The 14,449-nt window shown below is 32.4% G+C and carries 19 protein-coding genes, 1 pseudogene and 1 riboswitch; of the genes and pseudogenes, 14 read left to right on the forward strand and 6 right to left on the reverse strand.

All coding sequences use genetic code 11. The annotated features are described in order from the left end of the window. Positions 1-87 precede the first annotated feature (87 nt). Both JOD29_RS01530 and dacB read left to right on the forward strand, forming a co-directional pair. Positions 88-972, forward strand: coding sequence for a deoxyribonuclease IV (locus JOD29_RS01530; RefSeq protein WP_124762074.1), 885 nt, complete (start codon positions 88-90; stop codon positions 970-972). A gap of 143 nt (positions 973-1,115) precedes the next feature. Continuing rightward, complete coding sequence (gene dacB / locus JOD29_RS01535; RefSeq protein WP_124762072.1) at positions 1,116-2,552, forward strand: D-alanyl-D-alanine carboxypeptidase/D-alanyl-D-alanine endopeptidase; 1,437 nt, start codon at positions 1,116-1,118, stop codon at positions 2,550-2,552. Between the two features lie 52 nt (positions 2,553-2,604). Here the strand turns inward: dacB and JOD29_RS01540 are convergent, their stop codons facing one another. Beyond that, complete coding sequence (locus JOD29_RS01540) at positions 2,605-2,850, reverse strand: DUF2624 family protein (RefSeq protein ID WP_124762070.1); 246 nt, start codon at positions 2,848-2,850, stop codon at positions 2,605-2,607. Positions 2,851-3,077: 227 nt separating this feature from the next. Here JOD29_RS01540 and JOD29_RS01545 point away from each other — a divergent pair. From JOD29_RS01545 to JOD29_RS01595, 11 genes and pseudogenes are all read left to right on the forward strand, one after another. Continuing rightward, positions 3,078-3,752, forward strand: a pseudogene (locus JOD29_RS01545) (metal ABC transporter ATP-binding protein); the annotation flags it as partial. Between the two features lie 15 nt (positions 3,753-3,767). Further along, positions 3,768-4,619, forward strand: coding sequence for a metal ABC transporter permease (locus tag JOD29_RS01550; protein WP_124762066.1), 852 nt, complete (start codon positions 3,768-3,770; stop codon positions 4,617-4,619). A gap of 5 nt (positions 4,620-4,624) precedes the next feature. Continuing rightward, complete coding sequence (locus tag JOD29_RS01555) at positions 4,625-5,035, forward strand: Fur family transcriptional regulator (RefSeq protein WP_124762064.1); 411 nt, start codon at positions 4,625-4,627, stop codon at positions 5,033-5,035. Positions 5,036-5,243: 208 nt separating this feature from the next. Continuing rightward, positions 5,244-5,424: riboswitch (cobalamin riboswitch) on the forward strand. 132 nt (positions 5,425-5,556) lie between these two features. Further along, positions 5,557-6,123, forward strand: a complete 567-nt coding sequence (locus JOD29_RS01560; protein ID WP_240033575.1) for a bifunctional adenosylcobinamide kinase/adenosylcobinamide-phosphate guanylyltransferase — start codon at positions 5,557-5,559, stop codon at positions 6,121-6,123. A gap of 41 nt (positions 6,124-6,164) precedes the next feature. Continuing rightward, positions 6,165-6,938, forward strand: a complete 774-nt coding sequence (cobS, locus tag JOD29_RS01565) for an adenosylcobinamide-GDP ribazoletransferase (RefSeq protein WP_124762062.1) — start codon at positions 6,165-6,167, stop codon at positions 6,936-6,938. After that, positions 6,911-7,510, forward strand: coding sequence for a histidine phosphatase family protein (locus tag JOD29_RS01570; protein WP_124762060.1), 600 nt, complete (start codon positions 6,911-6,913; stop codon positions 7,508-7,510). Before cobS ends, JOD29_RS01570 begins: the two co-directional genes overlap by 28 nt. After that, positions 7,462-7,887 (forward strand): bifunctional adenosylcobinamide kinase/adenosylcobinamide-phosphate guanylyltransferase, encoded by a 426-nt coding sequence (locus JOD29_RS01575; protein ID WP_158610508.1) that lies wholly within the window; start codon positions 7,462-7,464, stop codon positions 7,885-7,887. Before JOD29_RS01570 ends, JOD29_RS01575 begins: the two co-directional genes overlap by 49 nt. Further along, positions 7,880-8,371, forward strand: coding sequence for an ECF transporter S component family protein (locus JOD29_RS01580; RefSeq protein ID WP_124762056.1), 492 nt, complete (start codon positions 7,880-7,882; stop codon positions 8,369-8,371). The genes JOD29_RS01575 and JOD29_RS01580 overlap by 8 nt, the downstream gene beginning before the upstream one ends. After that, on the forward strand, positions 8,371-9,048 hold the full coding sequence (locus JOD29_RS01585) for a hypothetical protein (protein WP_124762054.1): 678 nt from the start codon (positions 8,371-8,373) through the stop codon (positions 9,046-9,048). Before JOD29_RS01580 ends, JOD29_RS01585 begins: the two co-directional genes overlap by 1 nt. A gap of 361 nt (positions 9,049-9,409) precedes the next feature. Continuing rightward, entirely contained in the window at positions 9,410-9,949 is a 540-nt protein-coding gene (locus JOD29_RS01590) for a hypothetical protein (protein WP_124762052.1), read from the forward strand. A gap of 86 nt (positions 9,950-10,035) precedes the next feature. Next, positions 10,036-10,686, forward strand: coding sequence for an alpha/beta hydrolase (locus JOD29_RS01595; protein ID WP_124762050.1), 651 nt, complete (start codon positions 10,036-10,038; stop codon positions 10,684-10,686). A 136-nt stretch (positions 10,687-10,822) separates the two neighbouring features. Here the strand turns inward: JOD29_RS01595 and JOD29_RS01600 are convergent, their stop codons facing one another. Beyond that, on the reverse strand, positions 10,823-11,152 hold the full coding sequence (locus JOD29_RS01600) for a hypothetical protein (protein WP_124762048.1): 330 nt from the start codon (positions 11,150-11,152) through the stop codon (positions 10,823-10,825). A gap of 250 nt (positions 11,153-11,402) precedes the next feature. Here JOD29_RS01600 and JOD29_RS20530 point away from each other — a divergent pair, with 250 nt between their 5' ends. Further along, positions 11,403-11,531, forward strand: a complete 129-nt coding sequence (locus JOD29_RS20530) for a hypothetical protein (RefSeq protein ID WP_275579622.1) — start codon at positions 11,403-11,405, stop codon at positions 11,529-11,531. Between the two features lie 43 nt (positions 11,532-11,574). On the opposite strand, the gene JOD29_RS01605 is transcribed toward JOD29_RS20530, so the two are convergent. From JOD29_RS01605 to JOD29_RS01620, 4 genes are all read right to left on the reverse strand, one after another. Then, positions 11,575-12,159, reverse strand: coding sequence for a hypothetical protein (locus tag JOD29_RS01605; RefSeq protein ID WP_124762046.1), 585 nt, complete (start codon positions 12,157-12,159; stop codon positions 11,575-11,577). 17 nt (positions 12,160-12,176) lie between these two features. Further along, positions 12,177-13,283, reverse strand: coding sequence for a flavodoxin-dependent (E)-4-hydroxy-3-methylbut-2-enyl-diphosphate synthase (gene ispG / locus JOD29_RS01610; RefSeq protein WP_124762044.1), 1,107 nt, complete (start codon positions 13,281-13,283; stop codon positions 12,177-12,179). A 114-nt stretch (positions 13,284-13,397) separates the two neighbouring features. After that, positions 13,398-13,733 (reverse strand): hypothetical protein, encoded by a 336-nt coding sequence (locus tag JOD29_RS01615; protein ID WP_124762042.1) that lies wholly within the window; start codon positions 13,731-13,733, stop codon positions 13,398-13,400. A 53-nt stretch (positions 13,734-13,786) separates the two neighbouring features. Then, positions 13,787-14,296 carry a DUF1189 family protein gene (locus JOD29_RS01620; RefSeq protein ID WP_124762040.1) on the reverse strand — a complete coding sequence of 170 codons (510 nt, stop codon included), beginning with the start codon at positions 14,294-14,296 and terminating at the stop codon, positions 13,787-13,789. Between the last annotated feature and the right edge of the window lie 153 nt (positions 14,297-14,449).

The raw sequence follows: 14,449 nt of genomic DNA on the forward strand, positions 1-14,449 counted from the left end.
CTTTGTGTGTTCGTTCAGCAATAATTGCAAGAAATAACCTTTCTCAGTACTAAGATAATCAGAAAAAAAGAAGGGGGAACTTAAAGAATGCTAATTGGTTCACATGTTTCAATGAGTGGCAAAAAAATGCTTTTAGCTTCTAGTGAGGAAGCAGCGTCATACGGTGCTTCAACGTTTATGATTTATACAGGAGCACCTCAAAATACACGTAGAAAAGCAATTGAAGATCTAAATATAGAAGCTGGGCTTGCTCATATGAAAGAACATGGGCTTTCAAATATTGTGGTTCATGCTCCTTACATTATTAATATAGCAAATACTACTAAGCCTGAAGTTTTTGCACTAGGTGTTGATTTTCTACAAAAAGAAATCGAACGCACTGCTGCATTGGGAGCAACTCAAATAGTACTTCATCCTGGTTCTCATGTTGGTGCCGGAGCGGATGCAGGTATTGCTAAAATAATCGAAGGTTTAAATGAAGTACTCGCGACAGATCATCCAGTTCAAATTGCGCTAGAAACAATGGCCGGCAAAGGTTCAGAAATCGGTAGGTCCTTTGAGGAGCTAGCCCAAATTTTTGACGGTGTTACAAATAATGAACGCTTGTCTGTATGTTTTGATACATGTCATACTCATGATGCTGGTTACGATATTATAAATGATTTCGACGGTGTGTTAGAACAGTTCGATAAAATTATTGGTATTAACCGTATTAAAGTGGTTCACATAAATGATAGTAAAAATGAACGCGGCGCTTCAAAAGACCGTCATGAAAATATTGGTTTTGGTTATATTGGGTTCGAGCCAATTCACCGAATCGTTCATCATGAAGCGCTTAAAGATGTACCTAAAATTTTAGAGACACCTTGGGTAGGTTCCGATGCGAAAAATAAAAAAGCACCATATAAATATGAAATAGCAATGCTACGTACAGGTGAATATAATCCTGACGTTATTGACGCATTACGCTAAATTAAAAATGCACTTGAGTGAATACTTGAGTGCATTTTTGCTTGTCTTTTTCACTATACTTAACATATAAAAAATATAATATAAATTAATAGGTTTCATTTTTTACTAATTTGTATAGTAGAATTAATACTAAGGAGGTAGTTATGAAGAAATTTTCAATATACATAATTGCAATCATTTTAGTACTAAGTAATTTATTTGTTGTTAGCGAAGTTTCGGCTGCATCGAGTTTAGACCAAACTGTTAAATCTAACTTAGGTACTAAAAACATAAGTGTTTCATTAAGATCATTACAAACCGGAAACGTTCTGTATGAATATAACGGTGATTTTGGTGTCAAACCTGCATCGACATTAAAGTTGTTAACAGCAGCAACTGCACTAGATGTGTTAGGCCCTAATTATCGTTTTAAAACTGAAGTTTATGTAGATGGAAATATTGAAAACAATGTGTTACAAGGTGATCTTTACATAAAGGGTGGGGGTGACCCTACTCTTCAAAAAGAAAACTTTTTAACATTTGCAGTTGCACTTAAGCGAAATGGAATCAGAACGATTACAGGAAATGTGTATGGGGATGATTATGCATTCGTTGGTTCACAACTAACACCAGGAATCTATCCAGAAGATGAAAGCTATTATTATGCTCCGAGAATAACAGCTTTAACGATGTCCCCTAATGATGATTACGATGCGGGAACAATGATCGTAAATGTCAAACCGACTACAATTGGAAAAGCTGCCAACTATATTGCGGAACCTAATACTAGTGGTATGCGTATAATTAACAAATCTAAGACGGTTAATCGCGGACAAAAAAATACAATTAAAATCGAACGTAAATATCGAACGAATGAAATTATCATTACAGGAAATATCCCATTAGGAAGCACAAGTCGAGAATGGGTAACTCTGTATGATCCAACGATAAATACACTACAAGCATTAAAAACAACAATTGAAGGAACTGGAATAAAGTTTTCAAAAACGGCCAGCTTGACTAGAAAAGCAGTGCCAAGTGATGCAAAATTAATTTATACAAAACAATCAATCCCTTTAAAAACAATAATGAATCCATTTATGAAACTAAGCAACAATAGTATTGCTGATATTCTTGTCAAAACAATGGGGCGAGAAGTACATGGTGAAGGTTCAACAGAGAATGGGTTAAAGGTATTAAAAACATATGGAGATTCAATTGGGCTTCATATGGATGAGTGGAGTTTTGAAGACGGTTCAGGTATGTCACATAAAAATAAGGTAAGTGCAAATGAATTATCCCTACTTCTACTAAAAGTTAGACAAGAACCGAATTATAAATTATTTAAATCTAGTTTGCCAATAGGTGGAGAACGTAGTAGATTAGTTGGTGGATCATTAAAAAATCGCTTTACAGCACCGTCTTATAAGAATCGTGTGGTAGCTAAAACCGGATCGATTACAGGAGTATATACACTATCAGGATATGTAACTGGAAAAAGTGGTCGTATGTATGCTTTCACGATTATGACGCAATATCAACCAAGTGTTAAAATTAATCAAATTGATACGGTTGTTAAAAAAATAATTTCATTATATTAATAAATAGAGTGACTCAAATCAGGTATTTTCAATTTGAGTCACTCATTTTTAATTATGGTAGAAAAGTAAGTAACTGTTTGAACTTTTTCGTTCCAACAATTCTTTCTACTTCTTTAAATACGTAATTTGGAATCCCCGTAATTAACCAAGTAACTGAAGCATTTTGCGCAATTGGTCTTAATTGCCGTACCTCTTCTTTTGTTAATTCAACTCCATACTCTCTTGCAAATTTAATAATTTCTTTATCGGACTTCGTTAAAAACTGTTCAAAAAGTTCAATTTGTCTCAGGACCCTCATCCTTTCTTATTTACATTAAAGAATTAAAGGCTTACGGATTAAATAATGGCATTTAAAGCAGAAGGTACTTCTTTTACCTTTACAATTTTTAAACATTCCACTATACTTACAAGTTGTAAATCGTAATGATTATGAATTAGAAAGAAGAGAGAAAAATGAGCAAACCATTAATTGAATTGAAAAATGTATCTTTTCAATATGAAAATACTCATGCATTGAATAATATTTCTTTTAAAGTAGATGAAGGTGACTTTCTAGCGATTATTGGCCCAAATGGTTCAGGTAAGTCAACACTTCTAAAATTAATTTTAGGATTAGAAAAACCTACTGCCGGAGAAATAAAACTTTTTGGCCTAGCCTCTAACCAATTTCGTGATCGAGAATTGATTGGATATGTTTCTCAAAAATCTAATGCTTTTAACTCAGCTTTCCCTGCTACTGTTGAAGAAGTAGTAAAAAGTGGATTAGTTAAGAAATTAGGCTTTTTCAAACAAATACCAAAAGATGCTAGTAAAAAAGCAGAAGAGGTTCTAAAGGCGGTAGGTCTCGAAAATCTTGCTAAACGAAATATTGGTCAGCTTTCTGGTGGTCAACAACAACGCGTGTTTATTGCTCGAGCATTAATAGCCGAACCAAAAGTATTAATTTTAGATGAACCAACTGTTGGGATTGATCATGAAAATGTTCAATCATTTTATGATATGTTAGCAAGATTAAACAGGGAACAAAATCAGACAATTATTTTAGTAACACATGATGTAGATACAGTATCAAATCGAATTAGTCATGTGGCTTGTTTAAATCAAACTATACATTTCCATGGCTATAAAGAAGAATTTGATACAATTTCACAGGATCAAATTGATGCTTTATATGGTCATGCGGTTCGTAAAGTTCATTAAAGAGGAGAAGGCAATATGATTGAAGCAATACTTAATTATGAATTTTTACAAAACGCCTTTCTCTCAGGGATGATTATAGGCGTTATTGCACCTCTCCTAGGTGTATTTATTGTTGTTAGACGAATGTCCTTAATTGCTGATGCGTTATCACATGTAACACTTGCAGGGATTGCAGGAAGCTTATATTTAAGTCAAACAGTCACAACTCTTGCATATTTAAATCCTATTTATTTTGGGATTATTGCATCTGTTGGTGGTTCTGTGTTAATTGAGCGTTTACGTTCGCTTTATAAGCATTATGAGGATTTGGCTATTCCTATAATTATGTCTGGTGGAATTGGGCTTAGTGCAATATTCATTTCTCTTGCAAGTGGTTTTAGTACAGATTTAATGAGTTATCTTTTCGGTTCGGTTTCAGCTGTATCTAAACAAGATTTATGGGTAATTATACTGATTGCAATTATCGTCATCGTATTTTTGTTTATGTTTTTTAAAGAGATGTTTGTACTATCATTTGACGAAGAGTATGCAAAAGCATCTGGTTTACCCGCTAGAAAAATTCATCTACTGTTTATGTTAGTTGTTGCATTAGTAATTGCGGCGAGTATGCGTATTGTTGGAATTCTACTAGTCTCGTCAATGATTACTTTACCCGTAGCAGCTGCTATGAGACTTTCAAAAAGCTTTAAGCAAACAATATTATTTTCAATTCTATTTGGTGAAGCATCCGTAATCATTGGGTTAGTAAGTGCATTTTATTTAAATTTAGCACCTGGTGGAACAATCGTTGTGACTTCAATTATTATATTATTCTTAGTTATTATTATAAAAAAACTAGTTCTTAAAATAAAAGTTGAAAGGGGCTAATTTCAGTGAATATTATACGAGCTTGGGAGATATTAAAAGAAAACGGTTATAAAAAAACAGATAAACGTGAGCTAATATTAAATATGTTTGAAGAAACAGATAAATATTTAACAGCTCGTGACCTGTTAACTATTTTAAAGAAGGATTTTCCTGGAATGAGCTTTGATACGATCTATCGTAATCTTTCAACATTTGTAGAACTTGGTATATTAGAGGAAACAGAATTAAATGGTGAAAGAAATTTCCGCATGCAATGTGAATCAAACCATCACCATCATCATCTTATTTGTATGGATTGTGGTAAGGTAAAAGAATTACCGATTTGCCCTATGGAATTTCTAACTGAAAATCTGCCGGATTTCTTAGTTGAATCACACAAATTTGAAGTGTACGGAAAATGCTCGAGATGCAAATAATGGGTTATTTCAGCAACAAATTTCTATGAATAGGATGTATATGTACATTTAATTAAAATAGTATGATAAATTTCTAATAAGTGAATATGTTTGCAGGAAAAAGATGCATTCTGTAACTGTGGCACGTATACTTTGTGTCGTTGTTATTAATGTCTTTGGTAATGAAGTAGTTTGTAAATGAAATAATCGTGTAATACACGTTTTTAACATTATTAACTTATGTGCCAGGACTAAAGTTAGCTTAATTGGGAATTCGGTTAGAAACCGAAGCTGTGTCCGCAACTGTATGTGCTAAATTATGAGAATCTGCCACTATTACAAAATAGGAAGGCTTTCTTTTTAAATTCATAAGCACAAGCCAGGAGACCTATCTTTTTCTGAACGTAATGATTCTCTTCGGAACTAAAGAGAAAGTACGGCAATATTGAGTAGATTGAAGCCTTTAACAAAAAAATAATCTATTATTACTGCCATCCATTTAGGGTGGTTTTTTTTATCAATAAATTTTGTGAGGGATTTACGTGGATCGTAAAATAATATTTATTACTGGTGGAGTACGAAGTGGAAAAAGTGCCTTTGCAGAGAATTATGCTAAGAGTCTATTCAAACAATTGGAAAAAAGACATTTAATATATATCGCATCTGGTGTTGCATTTGATCAAGAAATGAAGAAACGTATTGAACGTCATCAAAAGGATAGAGAGCATTCAGAAGTTAAATGGGAAACAATTGAAGTTATTAATACAATACCAAATAACCTCACATTTTCAAACAGTCACATCATTTTATGGGATTGTATTACTACCTGGCTTTCAAATATTTTATTTAAAACAGAAATGCTTACTGAAACGAAACGATTTCAAGAAATCAACCATCACTTAGCTATTTTCAAAAGGCGTTTATTAACTTGGAGGGAAAATGGTGTCATCGTCATAATAGTATCAAATGAAGTTCTAGATGAACCTTGTGGGACTTATATTGAAACGAATTTATATAGACGAATTTTAGGAGAATTACATCAATGGATTGTAGACCAGTGTGACGAAGCATATGAAATGGATTATAGTTTAAATAGGCAGTGGAAGTAGTTATTTGAATACTCAAGCTGTTAGATTAAGGTGGGTTGATTTTGAAGAATTATATAACAGGAATGTTATTAGCATGTCAGTTTTTTACCTCGCTCCCTATACATAGGCAGTATGAAATGAATCAAAAAACTGTAACAGCAATGTATACTGCATTACCAATTATAAGCTTGTTGATGGGGGGAATTCTTTCATTTATCATCTTCCTAAATGAACAATTTTTTCAGTTTTCTACTATACTACTAGCTGTCATTCTAGTTGTCGCAAGTATTATTATGACCGGTGGGCTTCACTTAGATGGATGGATTGATATGGGAGATGCATATTTTTCTTATCAAGATCAAAAACGAAGATTAGAAATCTTAGAAGATTCCCGTGTAGGAGCCTTCGGAGCAATTAGTTTAGTTGTACTAATCATATTAAAAACTGCATTTATTTATGAGGTGTTACAGAATTCGAATGGATACCATCTAATTTATTTTATTGCCATTCCATTTTTGAGTAGGTTGGCATTATTACTATACTTTTTAACAACAAAAAACGTAAAAGAAAAAGGTTTAGCTGCTTATTTCAAGGCCCAAGTCAATCCAAGAAAAGTATGGCAATTTTTAGTTTTTTATACTTTATTCTATTTTGTTATTACTTACTATATAGGGAGTTTTCACCTAATTATTTTAATCGTCTTTATGATTCTTTTTGTTAATCTTTTTAAAAGATGGTCAATAAAAAATTTTGGTGGTATGACAGGAGATTTACTAGGTGCACTATACGAAGGGACTGAACTTGTTTTATGGGGAATTCTGTTGTTCTTCATTTAATTCGGCATGAAAAAACACAAGCTAACATTGAGAGAAGGTATTTAGGTTGGACTGATGAACCGATTATAGATAATCACAATCAATTCATACTCCCCATACAACCTAATAAGGTTTATGGCAGTGATTTGGTTAGATGTGAACAAACTGCAAAGCTTTACTTTCCGGATGTTGATTATGAAGGGAATAGAGGATTGAGAGAACTAGACTTTGGCGATTTTGAAATGAAAACTTATAATCAGTTAAAGGATCATATTCATTATCGAAATTGGATTGATTCACCTATGGACTTAACTCCGCCTAATGGAGAATCTTTTGAAAGTTTTCGAGAAAGAATTTTAAATACATTTTTTCGAATAGTAACTCAACCTGGTGAATATACGTTTGTGGTTCACGGAGGTGTCGTTCGCTTACTAAGGTCCATTTTTGGTCCTAACGATGAGAGTTTTCAGCAAATTTTAGTGAATCATAGAGAAGTGCATACATTAACATGGACAAATGTTTTGAATTTAAAAGGAGGACAAAGATGCGAATCGTTATCGGTGGAGCCTATAATGGTAAAAGAAATTTCGTAGCTAAAACCCTTCGACATCGTAATCAAAAAAACGTGTATCAATATGAGGGGGAAATCCCAAAAGCGTCATTTACAAAAGATGACATTGTGATCATAGGAAGCTTGGAAAACGTTATTATAAAATCTGATAATTTAGATGAAGATGATATTGCGAAACAGATATTTGATGAACTAAAGGAACTCGACGTGCAAACAAATTTAATATGCATTTGTACTGATATAGGCCGAGGAATTGTTCCATTAGAGAAAAATGAAAGAAAATTAAGAGATGCTTGTGGGAGATTATACCAAAGATTGTTTTCTGAAAGTAGTGAAATTGTTCGTGTTTGGTATGGTATACCACAATATATTAAAGGGGAGAAGTGGGATTATGAATAAAAGTAAACTTAGAATAATAACATTAACAGCACTAACAGTTGCCATTTGTGTTATTGGAAGTTTTATTAAAGTTCCAGGGTTTATAACGACTGCTGCATTAGATTCAGCTCCAGCATTTTTAAGTGTATTATTTTTACCACCAGCTTTTTCAGGAATTGTGGGGGGCTTGGGACATCTTGCTACTTCTTTCACTTCGGGTTTTCCGTTTGGTCCATTTCACATAATGATTGCCATTGAAATGTTCATAATGGTTTATATTTTTAATGTATTACATAGAAAAGGATTCTCCATAATAAAATGGGTGTTTTTAGTTATTACAAACGCTATTATTTTACCGTTCCCATTTTATTTTATCATGTCGCCAGCATTTTATTTTGCAGCACTTCCAAGTTTATTAATTGCTACAATCATTAATGTAATGGTCGTTATGATTGTTATGCCTATACTTAGTAAAGTGTTTAACCATAAAGAGGTAATGAATTAATGAGAAACGCAATAAAATTTGATCAAAATTTGGTCGTCACTATTGATAATGCAGGATGTATTGGTGAAAAAGCTCAAGATTTTGTGAAAGCCTCAAATGAACTGACTGCTTACTATACAGCTCGGGTTGGCTTATTAGAACAGTGGTGCGCGGGGGCTCATCCAGTAAATTTATTTTTATCAAACTTTACTGGAGAGGAAGCTTGGGCAGATTATGAAAAAGGGATATCGAAGGTCTTTGAAGAAATCGGTGAGAAAATACCACCTTTAAAAGGATCTACGGAATCAAATTTTCAGTCTTTACAATCAGGATTAAGTTTAATGATGATTGGGAAAAAAACGTTTGAAATGAATGAAGAAAACTGTCAGTGGTATGTCATTGGATTACCATTAGTCGGAATAGAAGTAGTTGAACAACCGCAAAATGTTGCCAAATTAAATGAGCTTTTATTATTAATACGCATGAATGTAATCAAAAAAATTTGGCCAGTTGGTTCAAAAGGTATTAGTGCTGAGTGTGCTAGACTATTTCCGAGATCATCGATTCAATGTGATATACCACTCGACAAGACAAGCGGTCCTTCAACTGCAGTGATTGTCGGAGTTGATAAAGATCAAATTGAGTTATTCAAAGAAAAAATTTCAACACCAATTCATCAGATAAAGCTTTTAAGCTAACTAATCTTTGTAAGTAAGTATAGATCAATAAAAGTAGGACGGCTGTACAGAGAATTCATTAACTCTACAGCCGATTATGTAAAAAAACATTATAAATATTTTTACTCCTATCCATGATCAAATATCTTAGAAAATTTTTGTAGTAATAGGTTATTATAATAATTTAACTACAAAGTTGTATATTACATATTGTCGATCTTCAATAACAAATACATAATTCGAATTTTATAATTTAACTAATTGACGGTACTTATTTGTTTATAATTTTAATAATAACAGTATCCTTATAACTGCAGATTTTAAAAGTAATTATTAACCTATTCCGAAAAGAGACAATAGAAAACTTAAGGAAGTGTGAGTATTGAATCCGCAAACGAAAAACTATATTGAACAATCATTAAACCGTTTAACAAATAATATTGACCTTCATAAATTTCAAACACAAATCCAAAATGCGATTGATATGAAGAAAAATTCTACTCCTACAGAAGAGGAGTTTTTTGCGAAGATGTTACTTAATATCGAGTATTTCATTGAAAATAAAAAAGCTTGGGTGGAAATTTTCCTCCAAAATTTTGGTAATGGTAAGATGACTAAAATACAAACAATTCAAAATGAATTACTATTAGAACAAATGAAAATTCGTGAAAATCTATCCTTAAGAATGAATGAATTATTAAATAAGTTTAAATCTCAGGCTAAATCGAACCAAAAAATATCATATGATTATGCATTTGCTTCAATCGAGAATTCTTTACGAATAGATGTCATAACATTATTTGCATTGGATCAACAATCGCAGGATTTACTTCATGATGTTGGAGAAGAATTAATCAAGTTTATTGATAAACTAATTTATGATCAAGTCTTTAAAATCGTAAACCAATTAAATATAAATTAACTTTCCTTTGTGAGATAATGAAAAATCAAACAAGTCAGTTCTAAGCTATTACACAATCAATTAGTAAAGGAAGGAAAAAAATAAAAATGAAATCACCATACAATTATAAACATATCCCACCAACGGAAAATTTAAATGAAAAAAAGCCTGCTATTTTTTTATTACATGGATTAGGAAGTAACGAAGATGACTTATTACAATTAGTTGAGGAATTTAAAGGTCAATGTCATATCTTTAGTTTAAGAGGTCCTATAACACATCGACCTGGATTTGCTTTTTATACTTTCGAAGAGGAAGGTAAGCCAACAAGAGAAGTATTTGACAAAGTGATAAATTTCACAAACTCATTTATTTTAGAAGCGATAGAAGAATTCGAATTAGATATTAATCAAATTTATGTAATTGGTTTTAATCAAGGCGCAGTGGTAGCACAAACATTGTTAGTAACTCTAGGTAGGACTATTAAGGGAGTAGCTGCATTAAGTGGGTTTTTACCTGCATTTGTGAAGGAAGAATATAATACATCAAACTTAAATAAGTGTAATATTTTTATTTCCCACGGGGAATATGATTATGATTATCCGGTCCAGTGGAGTGAAATTAGCAAACAGTACTTCACAGATCTAGGCGCAAATGTTACATATAAGGTTTATCCTGATGGTCACGGAGTGTCTCCTGATAATTTGCGTGATTTAATTGCCTTTATTGCAGAAAATCTTGCAGAAACAAAACATTAATTCCAAAAGCAACCTCTAAAAAAGTAGTGTAAAGAGGTTGTTTTTCTTATTATTCAAAGAGATGTAATAATCATAAATGGATTGAAGCGGGAATGCACACTTTTTTCAGATAAGGAGTCCATTATCCAACATTAACTTAAATCATTGTCTTCTCAGCGAGTATTATCACATTTACTATGATTAGCTTTATGAAGACTTGACCATTGTTCCTAAAAGTTCCTAAATTCTCTATTACTTCCTCTGAAAAATTGTCATATTCAAAAGGAAAATCTTTCAAACTGCCTTTTGTTGTTAAAACTTGTATATTATCCTTTTCTTCATAATCCCACTGAATATCACGTAGAATAGTTGTAAATAAAGTATTAATAGTAAAATTCAGACCTTTATGATTGATTTCTTTCCCGCGAAAAGAATGTAAAACCGCCATGTAGTTTTGTCTACTCTGTCTGCAGCTTAGCAATTCCATAGACAGCCTCCTGCAAATCTGTTAGTTGATGTTTACAACCGAATAGGAACCATTTTAAAAACGAAGCAAGTTTCGTTTAGTATAATAACTCACATTAGAAATTCTCCCGTTTATATTATTATTTTTATCATAATGAAGGAAATGGGAAAGTCCCCAAACTTACTGTGAATGTTTTAAAACAAAATTATAAACATTGTGATTATGAAGTAAATATTAATTACGTAAAGATAAACACTGAAGGGAAGGGATTATGCTAATTGATGATGTACTTCTGGAAAAGCTAGGGGTTTATTTTGTTTATCATAACTATTATGACGATTATGGAATTACATTTGAGACTTTTGTAAAACGTTATATTGAAGGAATTTGGGAAATTTAAGAGAAATAACAAAGGGAACTAGTAAATCACTAGTTCCCTTTGTTTATGTTAATGAGAAGTTTTTATTAATCCAAGAATCTGCTTCGACCCAATTGTTTACTCGTATGACATTCGTTGGAATTGCCTTTCGATTATAAGGTGTATCAAATAATATGACTGGTATTTGTAATTCTTCTGCTAGCATTACTGCATTGTCATGCTTATCTTCAAAAAACACCTGGACCTTGTGTTCTCTAGCAATTCTAAGCTTATCATGGCTACCTATTAACTCAATATGGTCATAGGGAACATCATTTTGTTCAAACCATTGTTTTGTAATTTCAAAAACATTTAAACCACGTGCAGAAATATAGTATAGTTCATATAATGGATGCCATTTTTTTAATATTACTTGAGCATCTTTAGCAATAGAGCTTACGGAATACATATATCCTTCGTTTTCCTTAAACCATCTATTAAATTCATTACGATCAACCGGATGAGGAAAAGCACTTAAAAAATCATATTCAATAACATCATCTAATACGATGTTTGTATTATATTGCTTATTAATATGAGGTATTAGGGTATCTGGACATGTTACTGTTCCGTCAATATCAATACCGAATCGAGGCTTCGTTTTTGTCAATGGCAAGACCACCTAGCTTATATATTTGATTCAGCCGCTGCACGTTCTTCAGCCATTTCAGCTGCTAATTTATCAATTTCTTTTTTCAATTCTTCTACCATTGTTTCTTCAGGAACTTTACGAACTGTTTTACCTTTCATAAATAGAAGCCCTTCTCCACGTGCACCAGCGATCCCAATATCAGCTTCTCGTGCTTCACCCGGCCCATTTACTGCACAGCCTAAAACTGCAACTTTTAAAGGAACATTTAATTTTGAAATGTATTCTTCTACTTCATTTGCAATTGAAATCAAGTCGATTTCAATTCGGCCACAAGTTGGGCAAGATATTAATGTTGCCATGTTAGAAGCAAGTCCGAAAGATTTAAGAAGTTCACGCGCCACTTTAATTTCTTCTACTGGATCTGCAGATAAAGAAATACGTAATGTATTTCCTATTCCTCTTGATAAAATTGCCCCAAGACCAGCAGCAGATTTAACTGTACCTGCAAAGAGTGTACCAGATTCTGTAATTCCTAAATGTAACGGATAATCGAATGCTTGTGCTGCTTTTTCGTAAGCTTCAATTGCTAAGTTAACATCAGACGCCTTCATAGATACTATAATGTCATGGAAATCTAGGTCTTCTAAAATTTTGATATGGTGAAGTGCTGACTCAACCATACCATCTGCAGTAGGGTATCCATACTTTTCAAGAATATGGCGTTCAAGTGATCCTGCATTAACACCAATTCGAATTGGTATACCTTTAGCTTTAGCTGCATTTACAACTGCTTCAACTTTCTCACGTCGACCTATATTTCCTGGGTTGATTCGTACTTTATCAATTCCGTTTTCAATAGCCTTTAAAGCTAACTTATAATCAAAATGAATATCCGCCACAAGGGGAATATGGATACGTTTTTTTATATCAGCAATAGCATTTGCTGCACGTTCGTCTGGAACGGCTACACGTACAATCTGACAACCAGCTTCTTCTAATCGTAATATTTCAGCTACAGTAGCTTCTACATCATGTGTTTTTGTTGTACACATACTTTGGATGAATAGTTCATTACTACCACCAATTGTTAAATTTCCAACACGCACAGGACGTGTTTTGGTACGGTGAATAATTTCACTCATGAAGATTCTCTCCTTTTTAGGTACTTAAGTATATTCTCCTATGCAGTTATGTACCTTCATCCTTATCATTTTATCAGTGTATGAAAGTAAATGACAAGGATATACACTAACTTTTTAATTGGAACATATTTCACTAGACTTTTTAAACATTGGTATTTCGATATATTCACCTGGAACAATTGATTGATTTTGTAAATGCGGATTTAATTTATAAAAATAGGATAATCTTTCAGGAAATGATATATCAACTTCTGATGGATATATAGCTAATAAGCTTTGAACGGTATCTCCCTGAGTTGTTTGAACTGTTACTTTTTGAAGCGAATATTGATCCTCACATTGTTTTTGCTCGATCGAAAATGCAGCAAGTGGAACTGTACCTTCAGTTAAATCTATTTTAATGACAGTTGCTACTAGAAAAAATAGAATTGTAAATAGTAGAAAACGCATATAAATAACCCTCCTTTCTTCCACTATATGAAGTCAAGAGGGATTCATGCATACTATTTTTTAAGTTTTTTTGGGTATTTTGAAATTGCTAAAGTTAATAGAGTGAGAGTTATTACTATTCCTATTAAACTTGCTAGCATTTGAGAAATTGGAGTAAATGAAAAAAGAATGGTTAATAGAGTTGCCCATGTAATTGCTAACGCTGATGTTCGCCATATATGACGATACTCACCGCGTCTATTCATTATTTTTAAGATAACTAAACTTGCAAATGCATAAATACTAATCTGTGTAAAAAGAACAATTGTGGATACTAAAAACTGTAAAATTAGTGCAAATGGGTATAATAGCCACTGTATATTTTTCACGTAATCAGTTAAGCCAATAAAATTAGATTCTTCTTTAGATACGCCTAAAACAAACTGACTAAATGAAAAGATTGCCATAATTGACACTAGTAAAAAAACGTATTGTATAACTTTTCCTATTGTTAATAAGCGATAAGCAGCTAATTTTTTAGGGTGAATTAAACTATCAATAAATAATTGAGAATGTTTTACCATATTTTCTCCTCCACACAATAGTTTACCATGAAATAATAAACAAAGTCATAGTGCATTAAATAAATTATAGATTTGGGAGAATTCTAAAAAGGTTGAAACTTATTATAATGTTTTTCCGTATGAAAATTGAATCGTCATGAATAGGAGATGAAA

Source organism: Lysinibacillus composti, assembly GCF_016908465.1.
Classification (GTDB): Bacteria; Bacillota; Bacilli; order Bacillales_A; family Planococcaceae; genus Ureibacillus; species Ureibacillus composti_A.

Bases quoted from the DNA above. Each gene is read 5' to 3' on its own strand.
- JOD29_RS01530 (WP_124762074.1), top strand. From the start codon at position 88: ATGCTAATTGGTTCACATGTTTCAATGAGTGGCAAAAAAATGCTTTTA.
- dacB (WP_124762072.1), top strand. From the start codon at position 1,116: ATGAAGAAATTTTCAATATACATAATTGCAATCATTTTAGTACTAAGT.
- JOD29_RS01540 (WP_124762070.1), bottom strand. From the start codon at position 2,850: ATGAGGGTCCTGAGACAAATTGAACTTTTTGAACAGTTTTTAACGAAG.
- JOD29_RS01550 (WP_124762066.1), top strand. From the start codon at position 3,768: ATGATTGAAGCAATACTTAATTATGAATTTTTACAAAACGCCTTTCTC.
- JOD29_RS01570 (WP_124762060.1), top strand. From the start codon at position 6,911: ATGGGGAATTCTGTTGTTCTTCATTTAATTCGGCATGAAAAAACACAA.
- JOD29_RS01575 (WP_158610508.1), top strand. From the start codon at position 7,462: ATGCGAATCGTTATCGGTGGAGCCTATAATGGTAAAAGAAATTTCGTA.
- JOD29_RS01580 (WP_124762056.1), top strand. From the start codon at position 7,880: ATGAATAAAAGTAAACTTAGAATAATAACATTAACAGCACTAACAGTT.
- JOD29_RS01585 (WP_124762054.1), top strand. From the start codon at position 8,371: ATGAGAAACGCAATAAAATTTGATCAAAATTTGGTCGTCACTATTGAT.
- JOD29_RS01595 (WP_124762050.1), top strand. From the start codon at position 10,036: ATGAAATCACCATACAATTATAAACATATCCCACCAACGGAAAATTTA.
- JOD29_RS01600 (WP_124762048.1), bottom strand. From the start codon at position 11,152: ATGGAATTGCTAAGCTGCAGACAGAGTAGACAAAACTACATGGCGGTT.
- JOD29_RS20530 (WP_275579622.1), top strand. From the start codon at position 11,403: ATGCTAATTGATGATGTACTTCTGGAAAAGCTAGGGGTTTATTTTGTT.
- ispG (WP_124762044.1), bottom strand. From the start codon at position 13,283: ATGAGTGAAATTATTCACCGTACCAAAACACGTCCTGTGCGTGTTGGA.
- JOD29_RS01615 (WP_124762042.1), bottom strand. From the start codon at position 13,733: ATGCGTTTTCTACTATTTACAATTCTATTTTTTCTAGTAGCAACTGTC.
- JOD29_RS01620 (WP_124762040.1), bottom strand. From the start codon at position 14,296: ATGGTAAAACATTCTCAATTATTTATTGATAGTTTAATTCACCCTAAA.